Genomic DNA, 18,373 nt, shown 5'->3' on the forward strand with positions numbered 1-18,373 from the left:
GCCTTCAATTCAAAAAAAGGCTAGGAGCTAGCGCTGAAGAACTAAGGTGCTACCACCTCCACCACACCCTTCATTTCGGGGTGTGGGCCGCAGGAATAAACATAGCGGCCAGGTGCGTCAAACTTTCGCTGCCAAGATTCACCTGGGAAAAACCTCTCTGATTCCCCCCCTTGCTCCGGAGCAAAGAGCACGGAGTGGCTGGTACGTTTTTCCTGGTTGATCCACTTGACGGTGTCTCCCGCACGGATCTGAACCTCAGCCGGCTCAAAGCGGTATTTCTGGACCACCACTTCCACCGTCTGCCGCGCAAAGACCGGCGGGATCGCAGCGAAAGAGAAGACGAGTGCCGAACAAAGCGCCACCCGTCTTCCACAGTGCATGACCGAGAACATGATGCCCTCTGTCATCCCATACCAGTTACTGCTTGAGCGCCTTCACGTCACCATCGGCACCCACGCCCAGCGTGTAGCCGAGAGAGACATGGTGGAAGCGGCCGGAAGCATGATCGCCGTGGATGGCGATGCCAAACGGAACCGCCTTGCCTTCGCCAGGGTTCTTGCTGGTGAACGTGACGGTGTAGGTATCACCAGACTTGGAGCCTTCGGCCTGTGCACCCAGGGTACCGCCATCCATCTTGCGCTCTGTGGTCACCGAGCCGTTCGCTACCTTGGCGCCCTTGGCGCTCTTCCACTGCATCAGCTGGTACGAACCTGCTTTGACGTACTTGGTCTTCTTGTCATCCGCACCAGGCATGGTCCGTGCATCGTTGTGGCAAGACGCCCAGCAGCCGGCCTGGTTTGCCAGTTGCACTTGTGCATCCGGGAACATCACGGTCGCCTTGACCTCGTTTTCCTTGTCGCTCTGGTCGGCGCCGCCAGTGGGAGCCTTGAAGGTCAGACGGATGTAGAGGTTGCTGGCGTCATAGGCAGCCTGCACCGCAACGGGGTAGTTCATGGTCTTGGGAGCGCCCTTGGGCTCCATGTCCTTGCCCGCCAGACGCTTGAAGTCGAAATTCAATGCGCCCTTCTCTTCGTGGCAACCAATGCAGGTCTCGCCCTTTTTAAGACCGGCGGTACCGCTGTGGTCGGACTTCTTACCCACCCACTCCATGGGCGAGACGCCTGGGTGGAAAACATGGATGTCGCGCTTGGGCACTTTGGACCAATCAGGTGCTGCGAAAGCGGCCTGCGAACCCACAGCCAGCAGCGAGCCCAAAAGCATCATGGAAAGCGTAGTCTTTTTCATCGATAACTCCTAGTAGGTAACTCAGAGGCAGCCGACTCCCTTGCGGAAGCGGCTGCCATATAAGCTTACAGATCTTCGTCCGAATCTTCCTTCATGCCTTTGGGCTTGGTGTGCGCAATACCCTTGTGGCAATCGATACAGGTCTGCTTCTCTTCCTGTGCGATCTTGTGCATCTTAGCGCCGCGCGCTTTCTGCCTCTCGGTGTCCATGCCCTCGAAACTATGGCAGTTGCGGCATTCGCGCGAGTCGGCGGCCTTCATCCGCGCCCATTCCCGCTCAGCCAGAACCAAGCGCTTGGCTTCGAATTTTTCCTTGGTGTCGATCGTACCGGTCAGCTTGCCCCACACTTCTCGGCTGGCCTGGATCTTGCGGATCATCTTGTGTGTCCAGTCCTTGGGCACATGGCAATCCGAGCAGGCAGCACGCACACCCGTGCGATTGCTGTAGTGGATCGTCTTCTTGTATTCCTGATAGACGTTATCGTGCATCTCATGGCACGAAATACAGAAGTCCATCGTGTTGGTCGCTTCCATCCCGGTGTTGAAACCACCCCAGAACAGAATGCCAGAGATAAAACCCGTCATCAGCAGACCAAGAAGCGAATACTTCGCACTCGGCTTTTTCAGCGTGGCCCACAGGGTTGCAAGTTTTCCAGCCATTCAATCTCTCCCCACTTTATGCATCACATCGGAGACGCGTGGGTCGAGGGGCTTGCGCCCCTCGACCCTTGCCTCAGATCAAGGCTGTGTTATCAGTAAATGTCGTGCTGCGTGTTGTACACGTTGAACTTGCCGGTGGGGGTGATCATCTTCGGATCGGTAATCACCTTCTTCACCTTCAGAGTTGCATCGTCATACACCACGATGGCGGACTGGTCGGTCTTGCCGCCCCACAGGGAGATCCAGACTTCCTTGCCGTCAGCCGAGTACTCGGGGTGCACAGCGCGCTTCACGGCCTTGGTTTCGGGCAGGCCCGAGTCCTTGGCCACGTTCAGCACAGCCTTGGGCTTGGACAGGTCGGCCATGTCCCACACTGCCACGGACTCAGCCAGATCCTTGTCGGGGTTCTGCGGAGCGTCAGCCCAGAAGTGCTTGGACTTCGGATGGGTCTTCACGAACAGGTTACCCGGCACGTGCTTCATTTCCTGAACAACCTTCCAGTTGTACTGCTTGAACTGCTTGTGCTTCGGATCTTCCGAGGGCGTGGAAATCAGCGTCACGACATCAGCACCCAGGTGGCCGGTAGCCCAGACGGGACCGAACTTGGGGTGAACGAAGTTGGCGCCACGACCGGGGTGAGGGATCTTGGCCGTATCGACCAGAGCCGCCAGCTTGCCGGTCTTGGTGTCCACCGCAGCGATCTTGTTCGAAGCGTTGGCCGCAACCAGGAAGTAGCGCTTGGAAGCGTCCCAACCGCCGTCGTGCAGGAACTTGGCAGAACCGATGGTGGTGGTCTTCAGGTTTTCGATGTCGGAGTAATCGACCAGCAGGATCTGGCCGGTTTCCTTGATGTTCACCACCCACTCAGGCTTGATGAACGATGCCACGATGGAAGCCACACGGGGCTCGGGGTGGTATTCGCCGTCCACGGTCATGCCGCGGGTCGAAACGACCTTGCGGGGCTTGAGCGTATCGCCGTCCATGATCACATACTGCGGGGGCCAGTAGGACCCGGCAATCGCGTACTTGTCCTCAAAGCCCTTGAATTTGGAGGTATCCACCGAGCGTGCGTCAAAGCCGATCTTGACTTCCGCGACCACTTCGGGCTTTTCCATCCACAGGTCGATCAGCGACAGACGGCCGTCGCGGCCGATCACGTACACATAGCGGCCGGAAGCAGACAGGCGCGAAATGTGCACGGCATAGCCGGTCTTGACGATGCTGCGGATTTCCTTGGTGTCGCCATCGATCAGGGCCACTTCGCCCGTGTCGCGCAGCGTCACAGAGAACACGTTCTTCAGGTTGATCTTGTTCATCTGCTTGGTCGGACGCTTGTCCACCGGCACGATGACCTTCCAGGAATCCATCGTTTCCTTGAAGCTGTACTCTGGCGGCACATCCGGCGTGTTCTGGATGTAGCGTGCCATCAGGTTGATTTCTTCCTTGGTCAGGATGTCATCAAAGTTCACCATGCCGCCATCGGTACCGTAACCGATGATCTTTTCCAGACGCGATTGACCCAGGGCCAGCGTACCACCTTCAGTGGTCTTGCCTTCCTTGTCGGTCTTGCTCCAATGCGGCTCAAGGTTCTTGCCGGTGGCACCCTTGCGCAAGACACCGTGGCAACCAGCGCAACGCTCGAAGTAAATCTTCTTGGCGGTTTCCTTTTCAGCGGCCGTCATGGTGGGCGCCTGAGGTTTGTCTTGAGCCATTGCAGGAACTGCAAGGCCCGTCAGCATCACCACTGCAGCAATGCTCGAAAGGCGGGGAAATGTCATCGTTCTTACTCCAAAGGTACCTTGCAGCCATTCCGCCCGCAGGCGGCGGTCGAAACCCGGTGACGGCTACAACAAGTCGATCCGGGCAAGACCATTATGCGGGCGTTGTCTCTACCGTCAACTTGATCTATGTTAAACAGCCATTCCAAATGCCTCAAAGAGTTAAAAAATGTACGCACAATCCAACCATTGCTGATGAAGGCATGCACCCGCAAACCACACGCCCCACTCGCGTAAGATTTGCGCCCGCGACTCGAAAGCCCCGAATTGAAACCACTATCTACACTGCGCTTTGACTCGCTGGGGTGCAGCAAAGGCGGCCGCAAGCTGTTCCAGAACATCCACTGCACCCTTGAGGCTGGGCGCTGGCTGCATGTGGTGGGGGTCAATGGTATTGGCAAAACCAGTCTCTTGCGCATGCTGTGCGGCCTGGCGCCCATCGAATCCGGCGCCATCTTGTGGAACGACGTGCCGATCCAGAAGCAACGGGCCGACTTTCAGCGTGATCTGTGTTACCTGGGGCACCTCAACGGCCTGCAAGAGTCCATGACGGTGCGCGAGAACCTGGCGTTCACCGCCGCATTGGGTGGTTTTACGACCGATGAGGGCTCCATTCGCAACATTCTTGCCAGGTTTGGAGTTCCCGGCCGGGGAGAACACCTCGTTCGTCATCTGTCTCAAGGTCAAAAAAGGCGCGTGGCCTTGTGCCGACTGGCGCTGAGTCAGGCGCCACTGTGGGTATTGGATGAGCCCTTCGTGGCCATGGATGACACCGGAATACAGATGCTGACGGAGCTGATTGCAGAACACCTTGCCAATGGTGGCCTCACGGTTCTGACCAGCCATCAGGCCGTCGAGATCGGCGCCATCCCAGTTCAACTCTTGGAGTTGCGCGCATGAAATTGACGCATGTCAAGCCCATCGGACTGGGAAGCGTCATGCTTGCGGTCCTGCGCCGCGAGATTTCGCTGGCAATGCGCCAGAAGGGTGAAGTGCTGACGCCATTGGTGTTTTTTGCCGTGGTCGCCAGCCTCTTCCCCCTGGGCGTCGGGCCGGAGTCGGCGCTTTTGTTGCGCATGGCTCCCGGTGTTTTGTGGGTGAGTGCCTTGCTTGCTGCCATGCTTTCTCTTCAGCGCCTTTTTGCCAGCGACTACGCCGACGGCTCCCTGGAGCAAATGGTGTTGTCGCCAGCTCCGCTGCAGTTGCTGGTGGCCGCGAAGGCCCTGTCCCATTTCTTGCTGTCGGGCGTTCCTCTGGTGCTGATGGCGCCAGTTCTCGGCCTGCAGTTCGGGCTGGATGCGTCATCCCTGGGAATTCTGATGCTGACACTGCTTCTGGGCACACCGACCTTGAGCCTGATAGGAAGCATTGGCGCCGCATTGACACTCGGTGTTCGGGGTGCCGGGGTTCTGCTGTCGCTCCTGATCCTGCCGCTGTACATTCCCGTCCTGATTTTTGGCGCGGGGGCTGTGGAAGCCTACACCTCGGATCTGGGTGTCCATGGGCACCTGTCCCTGCTGGCTGCGCTATTGGTTCTTTCCCTGTTTTTCGCCCCCTTCGCCACAACGGCTGCACTGAAGATATCCCTGGAATGAAAACAAACAGCATTCACTGGTTCAAGTACGCTGCCCCCCAGAACTTCTACTTTCTGGCAGGCAAGATGTGGCCATGGTTCGCAGCACTGGCCGCCCTGCTGATGGTGGTGGGTTTGTGGATCTCCTTCTTTGTGGCGCCCGTGGATGCCCAGCAAGGGCAAGGCTACCGCATCATCTTTGTGCACGTGCCGTCATCGCAGATGTCGATGTTCATCTACATCGTGATGGCCGCCTGGGCGGGTGTCGGTCTGGCGTTCAATACGCGTCTCTCGGGCATGATGGCCGCCGCCCTTGCCCCCACAGGGGCCTTGTTTGCGTTTCTTTCGCTGCTGACGGGGTCGCTCTGGGGCAAACCCATGTGGGGCACTTGGTGGGTATGGGACGCACGACTCACCTCGACGCTGATCCTGCTCTTCCTTTACCTGGGATTTCTGGCATTGCAATCGAGCATTGACGATCCCCGCCGAGCAGACAAAGCCTGCGCTGTGCTCGCCCTGGTAGGGGTGGTCAACGTCCCCATCATCTATTTTTCCGTGAACTGGTGGAATACCTTGCACCAGGGAGCATCGGTCTCGCTGACCCGGGCGCCCTCGATGGCGACACCCATGCTGTGGGGCATGCTGATCATGGTGCTGGCGTTCTGGATGTACGCCATCGCGGCTGCGCTGGCTCGGGTGCGCAACATCATTCTTGAGCGGGAACGCCATACAGACTGGGTGAAAAATGCAGTGGAATAGTCTTTCCGAATTTCTTGCCATGGGCGGCTACGCACTCTATGTGTGGGGCAGCTTTGGTGCGACCGCCCTGGTCATGCTGTGCGAATCCTTGCTGATTCGCAGCCAGCGCAAACAGATCTTGCGAAACCTTCGCAACGGTGTTGACTCCCATCACGAATCATGAAACCACGTCACAAACGCGCAGCCGTCATTGCGGGCGGTCTGGCCGCCCTGTCGCTGGCGGCCTATCTGGTACTGAACGCCTTCGAAAGCAACCTGGTGTTCTTCTTCAGTCCCAGCCAGGTCGCTGCGGGCGAAGCACCCAAGAACCGCACCTTTCGGGTGGGCGGCATGGTCAAGGAAGGCTCCGTTGAACGCAAGGACCTCACGGTGAAGTTCATCGTCACCGATACAGCCAAGGAGATGACGGTGACCTACACCGGCATCCTTCCCGATCTGTTCCGCGAGGGCAAAGGGGTCGTAGCCCAGGGCAAGCTCGGAGACAACGGACTGTTCACGGCCACGGAGGTGCTTGCCAAACACGACGAGAACTACATGCCTCCAGAGGCACAGCATGCCGTCGATCAGGCCCAGAAGACCATTGAAACGCTGAAATAACATGATTCCCGAACTAGGCCATTTCGCGCTGATCCTGTCGCTTTTTGTTGCGCTCGCGCTGGGGGTTTTGACCGTGGTTGGTGGTCAGACCGGCCGCAGCGATTGGATCGCTCTGGCCCGCCCCGGCGCACATGCACTATGGCTGCTCACCGCCATCGCCTATGGCTGCCTGACCTATGCGTTCTACTCCAACGACTTCTCCGTCGTTTATGTGGTCCAGCACTCCAACTCCAGCCTGCCCGCCCTGTACCGCATCGCTGGTGTGTGGGGGGGGCATGAAGGCTCCTTGCTGCTGTGGCACTTCATGCTCACCTCGTGGATGCTGGCAGTGGCATTTTTCTCCCGGCAATTGCCCGATGCCATGGTGGCCAAAGTCCTGGGGATTCTCGGCCTGGTCGGGGTCGGCTTTTTGCTCTTCATGCTGCTGACGTCCAACCCATTCCTGCGGCTGACCGATGTCCCTGCGGACGGGCGTGATCTGAACCCCTTGCTGCAAGACCCCGGCCTCGTGTTTCACCCGCCCATGCTTTACATGGGTTACGTTGGCCTGGCCGTGCCGTTCGCCTTTGCCATTGCCGCACTGCTGGGCGGACGCCTGGACGCCGCATGGGCCCGTTGGTCGCGCCCCTGGGCCACGGTGGCCTGGATGTTTCTCACCCTGGGCATTGCATTGGGCTCCTGGTGGGCCTACTACGAGTTGGGCTGGGGCGGCTGGTGGTTCTGGGATCCGGTGGAGAACGCATCCTTCCTTCCCTGGCTGGTGAGTGTGGCGCTGATCCACTCATTGGCGGTGACCGAAAAGCGCGGTCTGTTCCGCAACTGGACCATCGTGCTGGCCATCACGGCGTTCTCGCTCAGTTTGCTGGGCACCTTCCTGGTGCGCTCCGGGGTGCTGACTTCGGTCCACGCTTTCGCCACAGACCCTCGGCGTGGCGTTTTCATTCTGGTGTTCCTGATCGCTGTCGTCGGCAGCTCCCTGACCCTTTTTGCCATGCGTGCCAGCAAGGTGCGCGCTGGTGGTTCGTTCAAGCTGGTCTCACGCGAAACCTTCCTGTTGCTCAACAACGTTCTGATGACCACCGCGGCCGCCACCGTGCTGCTGGGAACCTTGTATCCGCTGATCGTCGATGCGCTGAACCTGGGCAAGCTGTCGGTCGGCCCGCCCTACTTCAACGCCGTCTTTGTGCCAATCATGGTGCCTGTCCTGCTGTTCATGGTGGTGGGCACCTTTGCCCGCTGGAAAAGTGACGGCATCGCCGAGCTGTGCAAAAAGCTGGGCGCCACCGCCCTGATTTCCGTGGCATTGGGATGCACTTTGCCGATTCTGGCTGGCCATTGGTCGGCTGCAGTGGCCTTGGGCATGAGCCTGGCGCTGTGGATCGTGCTGTCTTCGGCACAGCACATCTACCGCCAGCTCCGAGACACGGCGCGCTGGCGCTCCACTCCCTGGTCGTTCTGGGGCATGCACATCGCCCACATCGGTGTGGCGGTCAGCACCCTCGGCGTTGTCATGGTCACCAACTACGAAACCGAAAAAGACGTACGCATGACCGTGGGAGACACTGTCTCCGTGGGTGGCTATACCCTGCGGCTGACCGGCATACGCCAGGCCCAAGGCCCTAACTACCGTGCAGACGTGGGTGATGTCGAGCTGATCCAGGATGGAAAGGTCTTGCGCCATCTGCACCCCGAAAAGCGCGCCTACTTCTCCAGCACCATGCCCATGACCGAAGCCGCCATCGACACCGGGCTGGCCCGTGATGTGTATGTTTCTCTCGGAGAGCAGTTGGAAGGTGGAGCGAACCCGGCGTGGGCTGTGCGCGTGTACTACAAGCCCTTCGTGAGCTGGATCTGGGGTGGTGCGTTGCTCATGGCCCTGGGTGGCACCCTGGCGGCACTGGATCGCCGCTATCGCAAGAAAAAGGCCGCGACAGCATCGGATGCGCTGGTTTCGGGTGCAACAGCATGAAAAAAGCACTGATTCCCCTGGGCGTATTTCTGGTTCTGGTGGTGTTTCTGGCCATCGGCCTGACCCGCGACCCCCGCGTGGTTCCCTCGCCCCTGATTGACAAGGCTGCGCCCGTTTTCGTCGCTCCCTTGCTCCACACGCCCGAAAAACAGTTCTCGGCCCAGGACATGCGCGGCAAGGTGTGGTTGCTGAACGTCTGGGCGTCCTGGTGCACTGCCTGCCTGCAGGAACACCCGGTGCTGATGGAATATGCCAAGAGCAAAAACATTCCGCTGATCGGCCTGAACTACAAGGACCAATCTGCCAACGGGCTGAAATGGCTGGCCCGCCATGGTGACCCCTATGACCTGTCGGTGGTGGACCCTGAAGGGCGCATTGGTATTGACTTTGGCGTCTATGGCGTGCCCGAGACCTTTTTGATCGACAAGGAAGGCAAGATTCGCTTCAAGCAGATCGGCCCCGTGACCGAGGAAGCCCTGCTCAAGACCATCCTGCCGCTGGCACAGGAACTGCAAAAATGAAATTCTGGCTTGCCCTGTTGCTGGCGTTGCAGTTCGCTCTGCCTGCCCACGCCAATGAAGCCCCTCCGCTGGCGCAAGATCCGGTGGTGGAAAAACGCATGGTCGCCATCTCGGCGGAGCTGCGATGCCTGGTCTGCCAGAACGAATCGCTGGCGGGCTCGCGGGCCGATCTGGCCATGGACCTCAAGCGCGAGATCCGCTCCCAGATCCAGGCCGGAAAAAGTGACGCCGAGATCATGGACTTCATGGTCAGCCGCTATGGCGATTTCGTACGCTACCGCCCGCCCGTCAATCCGGTGACCTGGCTGCTCTGGTTTGGCCCCTTTGTATTGCTGGCGGGTGCAGTGTATGGGCTCGTGCGCATCGTGCGCACCCACCAGCGTGACGCCAAGCCTCAACCGCTTGACGAAGCCCAACGCGCCAAGGCGCAGTCAATCCTGCAAGCTCCGGACCGCCTTCCATGACCCTTTTCATTGCCCTCGCAGCGGCCTTGACCGTGCTGATCATCGTTTGGATGGTCTGGCCCCTGCTGCGTCCAACGCCGCTCAACAACGTCTCCAGCCTGCGACTGAACGCCGCCATCTACCGCGAACAGCTCGATGCCCTGGAGCGCGACCTTGCCAATGGCACCATGACACCGGCCGACTATGAGGCCACCCGCGACGAGCTGCAGCTGCGCCTGCTGGACGACACCGCAGAACCCGATGCCCCTGCCGCACCGACCGCCACACCCTTCTGGAGCGCACGACGCACTTCGGCATTGCTGGCCTTGGTATTGCCCCTGGGCGCCGCAGGCATGTACCACTTTCTGGGCAACCCTGCGGCGCTGAGTCCTGCACTCGCGCAGGCCGCAGCGCAAGAACAGGTGATCCAGATGGTGGAGTCCCTGGCCGCCAAACTCCAGGCCAATCCAGACAACCCCAAGGGCTGGGCCATGCTGGCGCGGTCCTACAAGGTCATGGGCCGACTGGACGAGGCCGCGCAGGCCTATGCCAAGGCCAGTGAAGCCATTCAGAACCACCCCGACTTCCTGGTGGACTATGCCGAACTGCTGGCCCTGCGGGCAGGCAATCGCATGGAAGGCCAGCCGCAGGAACTGGTTCGACAGGCCCTGAGTGTGGATCCCGAACACCCCAGCGCACTCATGATGTCCGGCGTTGCCGCCTATCAACAGGGGGACTTCGATCGCGCCGCAGCAGACTGGGAAAAACTGCTGGGGCTCTTGGAACCGGGCTCCGAAGACGCCAAGGTCACCCAAGAATACCTGGAAGACGCACGCCTCCAAGCCTCCAAGGCCAAGAAGCCATAGCCAGCCATAGCCGACCCTGGTCTGGGGATGTGCGCAGGCGGCTCAGCCCGCGCTCCCCCTTCCTGCGAAGCTGTCAGACACCTACCACCCACGCAAAAAAACAACCAACATGCAGATCCACCGTTCGACAGACCCTTCCCGACCCCAGGCACGTACCTTGGCCGTCCTGGTATCCCTGGCTTGTCTGCACATGGTGCCGGCACATGCCCAAAGCACGGCCCCACGCAACGCCCATGCGGCACTGCCCGAGGTGGTGGTCAGCGGCTCGCGGCAGGAGCAGGCGGCAGACGAACTGCCGCTGTCCTACGATGTGATCAACGCCAACACCCTGAGCAACCAGCAAAGCCGCAACCTGCGCGAAGCGCTGGAGAACCTGCCCAACACCTCGGTCAAGCGCTCGCCGGCCCGGTTTTCCGTGGGCGGTGCCACCGCCAGCGCCGGGCGCGATGGCAACGTAGGCATCAACATCCGCGGCCTGGGTGGCAACCGGGTGCTGCTGATGACCGATGGCGTGCGCATGCCGCGCAGCTACGCCTTCCGCACCACCACCTTTGACCGTGAATACCTCTCGCTCGAACTGCTCAAGCGCATCGAGGTGGTACGTGGCCCGGCGTCCGCCCTGTACGGCTCCGACGGCATGGCGGGGCTGGTCAACTTCATCACGCACGAACCGGCCGACTTCCTGGCCGTCGGCAAAGGCGAAACACCCAAAACGCTCGGTGGCCGCATTGCGGCGGGCTGGAGCGGTGACGACAACGGCCACACCCTGGCCGGTACCGTGGCAGGCCAAGCCAGCGACACCCTGCAGTGGATGCTGACGGCCACCACCCGCGGCGCCCACGCCATGGACAACATGGGCACCAACAACGAGCCCAATCTCAACCGCACCAGCCCCAACCCGCAGGACGACCGCGACAACGCGGTGCTCGGCAAGATCGTGCTGCGCCCCCATGCCACTCAGCGCCACGTGTTCACGCTGGAGCATGTGCAGAAGAAATCGGATGTGGACCTGCTCTCCAGTCGCAACCCCCTGCCCTTGCGCGGCACCCCGGCGCAGATTGCCGGTGCCATCGTCGATGAATACTCCTCGCGCGCCATGGAGCGCAACCGCCTGACCTGGGATGCCCGGTTTGGCCTGGGTACCGACTGGGCAGACCACGTGCGCACCGTCGTGGCGTACCAGGATGCGCAATCGCGCCAGGTCGGCACCAGCGTACGCAACACCCTGCCCCTGCGCGTGCGCGACAACTCCTATGGCGAGAGCACCTGGCAGGCCGGCGTGCAGGCCGACAAAATTTTGCGCAGCGGTGGCTGGGCGCACAAGATCACCTACGGACTGGACCATGTGCGCAGCGACATCTCCAACCTCTACACCGGCCTGGCCCCCCTCCCACCGGAAGTGTTCCCGCTCAAGCGCTTCCCCGACACACGCGAGACCACCAGCGCGCTCTATGTGCAGGACGAATCGGTGCACGGCAACTGGAGCCTGACCCCTGGCCTGCGCTTCGACCATTTTTCACTTGACGTGACCAGCCAGGCGGGCTTTTACCCACCCGCCAAGCAGCCAGGGCAGTCGCTCTCGGGCTCGGCGCTGTCGCCCAAGATCGGCGTGCTGTACCGCGCCACGGAACAGTGGAGCGTGTTCGGCCAGTATGCAGCGGGCTTTCGCGCCCCCGATGCAGGGCAGGTCAACGGCTACTACGAAAACGCCGCCGAACAGGTCATCATCATCCCCAACCCCGACCTCCGGCCCGAAAAGAGCCGCGGCGTGGAACTGGGCGTGCGCGGACGCCTGGACCGCCTGAGCCTGGACGCCGCCGTGTTTGGCAGCCACTATTCCAACCTGATCATGGACACGGTGCTGATCCGCGGCACGGGCACAGCGGCGGATCCGCGCATCTTCCAGACCATCAACACCGAGCGCGCACGCATCACTGGCTTTGAGCTCAAGGGCCAGTACGACTGGGGCCGCGTGGCGGGCGGACGCCTGGTCACGCCGTTCAGCTACGGCAAGGCACGCGGTGTGAACCGCGCCACCGGCAAACCCATCAACTCGGTGGACCCCGCCCAGCTGGCGCTGGGCGTGCAGTACGACACGGCGGCCTGGGGCCTGCGCCTGGATATGCGCCACCATGCTGCCAAGACGGCCAAGGACATCGACAGCGCCTCGTCCGTCAAGCCGCCCAACACGCAGTTCACCGTTCCCTCGGCCACCACGCTGGATGTATCCGCGCAGTGGCGCCTGCGCAAGGACCTGCGCCTGAACTTCGCCGTGCACAACCTGACCAACCGCAAGTACTGGCTCTGGCCCGACGTTTATGGCCTGGCGGCCTCATCCGCCACCAATGACGCCTACACCCAGCCAGGACGCAGCGTCCATGTGTCGCTGGTCAAGGATTTCTGAGGCCACCTTAAAATTCGATGAAAAATAGGCTTTGAGCCCATAGATAAAGCGCAAACAGCTATCAAAACAATAGCGTTTTTGCGCTGTATCCTTGGGCTGCCGCAACGCCACGCTGCCCGACGGCCGCACCCAGATGTCCGTTGCCGTTCAGGACGGCCGCATCGCGGAAACGCGCCGGGGCATGACGCGCGTGCCCGAACTACTGGCCGCAGGTCTGACCGTGGCTTTCGGCCAGGACTGCGTGATGGACCCCTGGTATGGACTGGGCAGTGGCGACAGCAGGAACTGGCACACATGGCCCTGCATGTGGGCCAGATGACCAGCCAGGCCACCATGCGCCAATGCTTCGAAGCCGTCACCACCCAGCCAGCGCAGCTGCTGGGACTCGAAGGCTACGGGCTGGCGACGGCGGCCCGTGAGCCGCCCGGAACGGGCTCTGGCTGCCACACCTCGACCCGGTTGCGCCCGCGCTGCTTGGCCTGGTACATGGCCGCATCCGCACGGTGCAACACCCCTTCGGGGCTTTCGCCGGCAGCGCACAGGGTCACTCCGACGCTCACTGTGAGCGCGATCGGCCCATGCTCGGTCATCGCGGGGTGCTGCCCCACCAGAGAACACAGGCGCTCGGCCACGGCCCTGGCACCCTCGCGGGTGGCAAGGGGCAAGGCGATTGCGAACTCCTCGCCACCAAGCCTGCCCATGAGATCCTCCCTGCGCAGGCAACTGGCGGCCAGGCCCACGAAGTGGCGTAGCACCTCATCCCCGCACTGGTGGCCCCAGGTGTCGTTGATCTTCTTGAAATGGTCCAGATCGATCACCAGCACGGGCAGTTCGGCCCGGCGGCGCCGCGCCTGGCTGATGGCCTTGTCCAGCAACGTCAGAAAGGCGCGCCGGTTGAAGACGCTGGTCAGCGGGTCCATCTCCGCCAGCCGCCGCAAGGCGCTGTGGGTGAACTCGTTGGCCAGCATCAGAATGCCAAACGCGATCAGCACCAGCGCCATGATCGCCTCCAGGATGACGAACTGCGACAGGGCCGGGACCATGTCGGCATCCTGCACGAGCGACATCTGCAACTTGAACAGCAGGGTCCGCAACAGCACAAAAGCGCCATGCGCGCCCATGACGATCGCCGTCAGGTAGCGGGCTGGATAGGCCTGCATGCCCCCATGCGCAAGGGTGGCGGCCGACAACCCGTAGAACACGCCAGGCCCAAGGCTCGCGGCCAGAAAGCGCATGCCCGGATGGGGCTGCACCAGCGTGAAATACAGCGCCATGCCAACCAGTACCGCGATGAACACCACCGCCCGTCCATGGCGGGGCGGCGGCCGACCCATGTAGGCATGGCAACCCATCAGGCAGAGGTAGCCCGTCAATGACACCGCGCATTGGGTCAGCACGACGGACAGGGCGGGCGGCAGTCGCGTCCATTGCAGAAAGCTGATGCTGAACAGCAGGCCGAACAGGTACGACAGCGTCCACAGCCGCAGGCCAGGGATCTGCCGGTTGAAGTACCACACTGCAAACAGCACTGCGGTGACCATGGCCATGAGGATGGCCGTGAGAGTCAGGAGGGTTGGACTGTGCACTGTGCAGAAACTCTACCGTGGTGCGGTGACCCATGCAGCGGGTTCAGAATATCCCACGCATCCAGCACCTCCACGAGGCGCGGGGGACCGGCTGACACGGGTTGGATCCAGGCTCCCTCAGCCCGCCAGTGCGACGTACACGTTCTGCACGTCGTCGTTGGCATCGATGGCGGCGAGAAAGGACTCCACTTCCTCCAGTTGCTCTGCGCTCAGGCTCGCGGGATTGACGGGGTTCTTGGGCTTGTAGCCCAGCTTTGCCGTCAGTACGGTGAAACCCTGCGCGGGCAGCGCACGGCTGACCAGATCGAGGTCGGTCGGGTCGGTGATGAACAGGGTGGCGCCCTCCTCGTCCGCTGGCTCGAAATCCTGCGCACCGGCCTCGATGGCAGCCACCTCGGGGTCTGCGCCTGCGGTGGCGGGCTCGGCCTCGATCAGACCCACATGGTCAAAGTCCCAGGCCACCGAGCCCGAAGTACCCAGCTGGCCTTTGCGGAACAGCACGCGCATTTCAGGCGCTGTACGGTTCACGTTGTCCGTCAGGCACTCGACCATCACGGCCACACGGTGCGGCGCGAAGCCTTCGTAGATCACATGCTCGTAGTGCACCGCTTCGGTGCCCGTGCCCGAGCCCTTCTTGATGGCACGCTCCAGCGTGTCCTTGGGCATGGAGGCCTTGCGGGCCTGCTCCACCACGAGGCGCAACCGCGAATTCGTGGACGGGTCCGCACCGCCGCGCGCGGCGACCAGGATTTCCTTGACCAGCTTGCCAAACAGCTTGCCCTTGGCGTCGGCCACCTGTGCCTTGCCTTTTGCCTTCCACTGCGCGCCCATCTTGCGTGTTCCTTGGTGTTGTGGCGCGCCAATGTGGCGGGCCGTATCGGAGGATGGGCCACGCACATGCGCGAGACCCAAGGGGTGTGGTTATACACCGGCCAGAAGCCACGCAGAGCAGGCCAATGCGTGCAAAACCACGCCGATCGCACGGGTGCTGATCCAGGGGAGTCTGGACATCAGAATGGGTGCCGCCGGCCATTATTGGCAGAACCAAGAAAAAGTGGCTTTAGCGCTCACCCATAAAGCGCAAACAGCTATAAATTTAATAGCAATCAAGCCCCATTGATGCCCCGTGGGGCCGCCACGATTTCCCATTCCGCCAGTTGCTCGTTGGTGGCAATGAGCCTGCCCACCAGCAGCCGAATGAAAGCCTTGTCAAAGCGCGACTGCAATTCCTCGGACGCTTCGCGCAGTGCGGGGTTGCGGATCTTGAGCACCAGCACCTCGGTTTCGGCCACTGCCGTGGCGGTGCGGATGCGGTGCTCCGGGCGCAGGTAGGTCATCTCGCCCAGCGTCACGCCGGGGTCCAGGGTGCTCAGGTGCCAGCCCTGGCGGCTGACGCTCACCTGCCCTTCGATGAGCACACAGAACGAATCACCCGGCGTGTTCTCGCGCATCAACACCGTGCCGCGGTCCAGGCGGCGCCACTTGCCCAGGCGCATCAGTTCCCACAGCACGACGTCGTGGAAGTCGTCAAAGAAGGACAGCGCGCGCAAGCGGGCAAAGCGTTCGGACTCGGTGTCCTGCGAGCGTTGGCGCGGCAGGCTTTTGCTCAGCGCCATGAGTGACTGGCACCAGTCTTCCCACTGGAGGTAGCGCTGTTGCGGGTGCTTGGCCAGCGCGCGCAGCAGCCACTGGTCCAGCTCTGTGGGCAATGCGGGCCGCAGCAGGCTGGGCGGCACAGGCACATCGTTGCCGATGCGGAACATGGTGGCGTAGTCGGTGTCGCCATCGAAGGGGCGGCGGCCCGTCAGCAGCTCATACACCACCACCGCGAGCGAAAACATGTCGCTGTGGTGCGTGAGTGGCTCTTCACGCACCTGCTCGGGCGACATGTACGAGGGTGATCCGACCAAGCCGGCGATCTGCGTGGCCTCGCTGCGCACCGACAGGGCTGCGCCAAAATCCGCCAGCTTGACCTCCCCCTCCTCGGACAACAGGATGTTGGCGGGCTTGATGTCACGGTGCACCAGACCCTGGCGCTGGGCATGCTCCAGCGCCTGGCCACATTTGAAGGCGATGTCCAGCACCTGGGCCACGGGCAGCAGGCTGTCGGCCTTGGCAAAGTCCGACAAGGGGCGGCCCTGCACATATTCCAGCACCAAGTAGGGCGGAACGGCCTCTTCGTCGGCATCCAACAAGCGCACGATGTGCGGGTGACGCAGGCGTCCGGCCAGCATGGCCTCGTTGCGCAGCAGGCGGCGGTAGCGCTGGGCCTGCGCCGGATCGGCCAGCAGGTGGGCATGCATCTGCTTGATGGCCACCTGCTTGCCCCGAAAGCCGTCCAGCCCCAGGTACACCACGCCGCTGGCACCGCGACCGATTTCGCGTTCGATGCGGTATTTTCCAATGCTGGCGGGTGGTGGGGCTTCAGGCATGGTGCCGGCTCAATGTTCGGGGACGATGGCCTCGGCCCAATCGTACAGGGCACCCAGAATCTCCTCGGCGCGCTCGTCGGCGGTCTCGGAGAGTTGGTCGATCTCGGCAAAAAACTGGTCCACGGTCCGCATGCCGCCCTGCCCTTCCAGCAGCCGGGCTGCGCGGTGCGCTTCCCAGCGTTGCGCCTCCTCGGGCGTCAAGGTATCGGGAAACGAGCGCGCGCGGTAACGCCAGAGCAACTCGTCCAGCCGTGGATCGTCGAAACCCGTGCGTGCACGGGCAAGCTGCTCGCCCGACAGGGTGCGCAGCTCGTTGAGGCGACGGCGGTCGTTGTTGCCCACGAAGCCGCCGTACAAGTCCTGCTCCACATCGGGCGCGGGTTCGGGCGGGCGGGCAAACACCGCGGGCCAGATGGCACTCATGTCCGGCAGCGCGCGCGCCACCTCGGCGTGCGCTGCCGCCAGGGCCAGGTCGATGCCCCAGCGCTGCGCCAGCGCAGGCGTGAGCGTGTTCACATTGCCCACCACCATGGGTGATTTGTTCAGGTGCACGGTCTTGATGGGCAGGCGCGTGACGCCTTCGGGCAGGTCGGCCGTGCGCGTGAACATGCGCAAACGCAGTTGCTCCACATCCAGCAGGGCCAGTTCACGCGGGTCATGCGCAAGGTCCCAGGCGATGATCTCGTTCTTGTTCGTGGGATGGCTGGCCAGCGGCCACATCACGGCCAAACAGCCGCGTTCGGCAGGGAACATGCCCGACACGTGCAGAAAGGGCCGCGCCGTCTGCGCCGTGGCGGGCAGGCGCAGCTCGGCAGCCACGCGGTCCTTCTTGTGCAGGCCGAAGGCGAAATCGAACAGCCGGGGGTTGTGCTGGCGCAGCAACCGCGCCAGCGCGATGGTGGCTCGCACATCCGACAGCGCATCGTGCGCGGCCTCGTGCTGCAGGCCGTTGGCCTTCGTCAGGTGTTCCAGCTTGAAGCTCTGCGAGCCGTCTTCTTTGGTCGGCCAGACAATGCCGTCGGGCCGCAGCGCATAGGCCAGGCGCACCACGTCGAGCAAGTCCCAGCGGCCACATTGGTTCTGCCACTCGCGCGCATAGGGGTCGATGAGGTTGCGCCAGAACATGAAGCGCGTGATTTCATCGTCGAACCGGATGGTGTTGTAGCCCACGCCAATGGTGCCGGGCTGCGCCATTTCGTCGGCGATTTTCTGCGCAAATTCACGCTCGGGCAGGCCCCGCTCCCAGGCCTGCTGGGGGGTGATGCCGGTGATCAGACAGGACGTGGGATCGGGCAGATAGTCGTTGGCCGGCTGGCAATACCACATGAGGGGTTCGCCGATTTCGTTGAGTTGCGCATCGGTGCGAACAGCCGCAAACTGCGCCGGTCGATCACGCCGGGTGTCTGCCCCGAAGGTCTCGTAGTCGTGCCAGAGAAAGGTGTGCGAATCCATGGAGTTCCAGAAGACAAGGCAACTGCGTGCACTGTAAACCCGGCGAAGCAGCGCACGGGCCCGGTCGAAAAACAAAAAGCCCCGCAAGC

The 18,373-nt window shown here is 62.1% G+C and carries 18 protein-coding genes and 1 pseudogene; 11 read left to right on the plus strand and 8 right to left on the minus strand.

Annotated elements, in window-relative coordinates:
- Window positions 1-41: 41 nt before the first annotated feature.
- From GWK50_RS10035 to GWK50_RS10050, 4 genes are all read right to left on the minus strand, one after another.
- Entirely contained in the window at window positions 42-407 is a 366-nt protein-coding gene (locus tag GWK50_RS10035; RefSeq protein WP_197904999.1) for a plastocyanin/azurin family copper-binding protein, read from the minus strand.
- Window positions 408-417: 10 nt separating this feature from the next.
- Window positions 418-1,245, minus strand: a complete 828-nt coding sequence (locus GWK50_RS10040; protein WP_162016377.1) for an ethylbenzene dehydrogenase-related protein — start codon at window positions 1,243-1,245, stop codon at window positions 418-420.
- Between the two features lie 65 nt (window positions 1,246-1,310).
- A complete protein-coding gene (locus GWK50_RS10045) occupies window positions 1,311-1,904 on the minus strand; it encodes a NapC/NirT family cytochrome c (protein ID WP_162016378.1) in 594 nt (197 codons plus the stop codon).
- Window positions 1,905-1,996: 92 nt separating this feature from the next.
- Entirely contained in the window at window positions 1,997-3,643 is a 1,647-nt protein-coding gene (locus GWK50_RS10050) for a nitrite reductase (RefSeq protein ID WP_162018080.1), read from the minus strand.
- 279 nt (window positions 3,644-3,922) lie between these two features.
- Here GWK50_RS10050 and ccmA point away from each other — a divergent pair, with 279 nt between their 5' ends.
- The 11 genes and pseudogenes from ccmA to GWK50_RS10105 form a co-directional block, all read left to right on the plus strand.
- Window positions 3,923-4,582, plus strand: a complete 660-nt coding sequence (ccmA, locus tag GWK50_RS10055) for a cytochrome c biogenesis heme-transporting ATPase CcmA (RefSeq protein ID WP_162016379.1) — start codon at window positions 3,923-3,925, stop codon at window positions 4,580-4,582.
- On the plus strand, window positions 4,579-5,277 hold the full coding sequence (gene ccmB / locus GWK50_RS10060) for a heme exporter protein CcmB (protein ID WP_162016380.1): 699 nt from the start codon (window positions 4,579-4,581) through the stop codon (window positions 5,275-5,277). The genes ccmA and ccmB overlap by 4 nt, the downstream gene beginning before the upstream one ends.
- Complete coding sequence (locus tag GWK50_RS10065) at window positions 5,274-6,014, plus strand: heme ABC transporter permease (protein ID WP_162016381.1); 741 nt, start codon at window positions 5,274-5,276, stop codon at window positions 6,012-6,014. The genes ccmB and GWK50_RS10065 overlap by 4 nt, the downstream gene beginning before the upstream one ends.
- Window positions 6,015-6,033: 19 nt before the next feature.
- Window positions 6,034-6,177, plus strand: coding sequence for a heme exporter protein CcmD (ccmD, locus tag GWK50_RS10070; RefSeq protein WP_242455348.1), 144 nt, complete (start codon window positions 6,034-6,036; stop codon window positions 6,175-6,177).
- Window positions 6,174-6,611 carry a cytochrome c maturation protein CcmE gene (ccmE, locus tag GWK50_RS10075; RefSeq protein ID WP_111868578.1) on the plus strand — a complete coding sequence of 146 codons (438 nt, stop codon included), beginning with the start codon at window positions 6,174-6,176 and terminating at the stop codon, window positions 6,609-6,611. Before ccmD ends, ccmE begins: the two co-directional genes overlap by 4 nt.
- A gap of 1 nt (window position 6,612) precedes the next feature.
- On the plus strand, window positions 6,613-8,580 hold the full coding sequence (locus GWK50_RS10080) for a heme lyase CcmF/NrfE family subunit (protein ID WP_162016383.1): 1,968 nt from the start codon (window positions 6,613-6,615) through the stop codon (window positions 8,578-8,580).
- Entirely contained in the window at window positions 8,577-9,101 is a 525-nt protein-coding gene (locus GWK50_RS10085; RefSeq protein ID WP_111868575.1) for a DsbE family thiol:disulfide interchange protein, read from the plus strand. Before GWK50_RS10080 ends, GWK50_RS10085 begins: the two co-directional genes overlap by 4 nt.
- On the plus strand, window positions 9,098-9,565 hold the full coding sequence (locus GWK50_RS10090; protein WP_162016384.1) for a cytochrome c-type biogenesis protein: 468 nt from the start codon (window positions 9,098-9,100) through the stop codon (window positions 9,563-9,565). The genes GWK50_RS10085 and GWK50_RS10090 overlap by 4 nt, the downstream gene beginning before the upstream one ends.
- Complete coding sequence (ccmI, locus tag GWK50_RS10095; protein ID WP_162016385.1) at window positions 9,562-10,410, plus strand: c-type cytochrome biogenesis protein CcmI; 849 nt, start codon at window positions 9,562-9,564, stop codon at window positions 10,408-10,410. Before GWK50_RS10090 ends, ccmI begins: the two co-directional genes overlap by 4 nt.
- Before the next feature lie 157 nt (window positions 10,411-10,567).
- Window positions 10,568-12,814: a TonB-dependent hemoglobin/transferrin/lactoferrin family receptor gene (locus GWK50_RS10100; RefSeq protein ID WP_162016386.1), complete on the plus strand. Its 2,247-nt coding sequence runs from the start codon at window positions 10,568-10,570 to the stop codon at window positions 12,812-12,814.
- A gap of 172 nt (window positions 12,815-12,986) precedes the next feature.
- A pseudogene (locus GWK50_RS10105) lies at window positions 12,987-13,219 on the plus strand (amidohydrolase family protein); the annotation flags it as partial.
- Here GWK50_RS10105 and GWK50_RS10110 read toward each other — a convergent pair.
- The 4 genes from GWK50_RS10110 to sbcB all read right to left on the minus strand — a co-directional run bounded on the left by GWK50_RS10110 (window position 13,207) and on the right by sbcB (window position 18,284).
- Entirely contained in the window at window positions 13,207-14,361 is a 1,155-nt protein-coding gene (locus GWK50_RS10110) for a GGDEF domain-containing protein (RefSeq protein WP_162016387.1), read from the minus strand. The pseudogene GWK50_RS10105 and the gene GWK50_RS10110 overlap by 13 nt on opposite strands.
- Before the next feature lie 156 nt (window positions 14,362-14,517).
- On the minus strand, window positions 14,518-15,231 hold the full coding sequence (locus GWK50_RS10115; RefSeq protein WP_162016388.1) for a YebC/PmpR family DNA-binding transcriptional regulator: 714 nt from the start codon (window positions 15,229-15,231) through the stop codon (window positions 14,518-14,520).
- 275 nt (window positions 15,232-15,506) lie between these two features.
- On the minus strand, window positions 15,507-16,832 hold the full coding sequence (locus GWK50_RS10120; RefSeq protein ID WP_162016389.1) for a protein kinase: 1,326 nt from the start codon (window positions 16,830-16,832) through the stop codon (window positions 15,507-15,509).
- A 9-nt stretch (window positions 16,833-16,841) separates the two neighbouring features.
- Window positions 16,842-18,284 carry an exodeoxyribonuclease I gene (sbcB, locus tag GWK50_RS10125; RefSeq protein ID WP_162016390.1) on the minus strand — a complete coding sequence of 481 codons (1,443 nt, stop codon included), beginning with the start codon at window positions 18,282-18,284 and terminating at the stop codon, window positions 16,842-16,844.
- Window positions 18,285-18,373 lie beyond the last annotated feature (89 nt).

The sequence above is a fragment of the Acidovorax sp. 210-6 genome (assembly GCF_010020825.1).
Taxonomy (GTDB): domain Bacteria; phylum Pseudomonadota; class Gammaproteobacteria; order Burkholderiales; family Burkholderiaceae_C; genus Simplicispira; species Simplicispira sedimenti.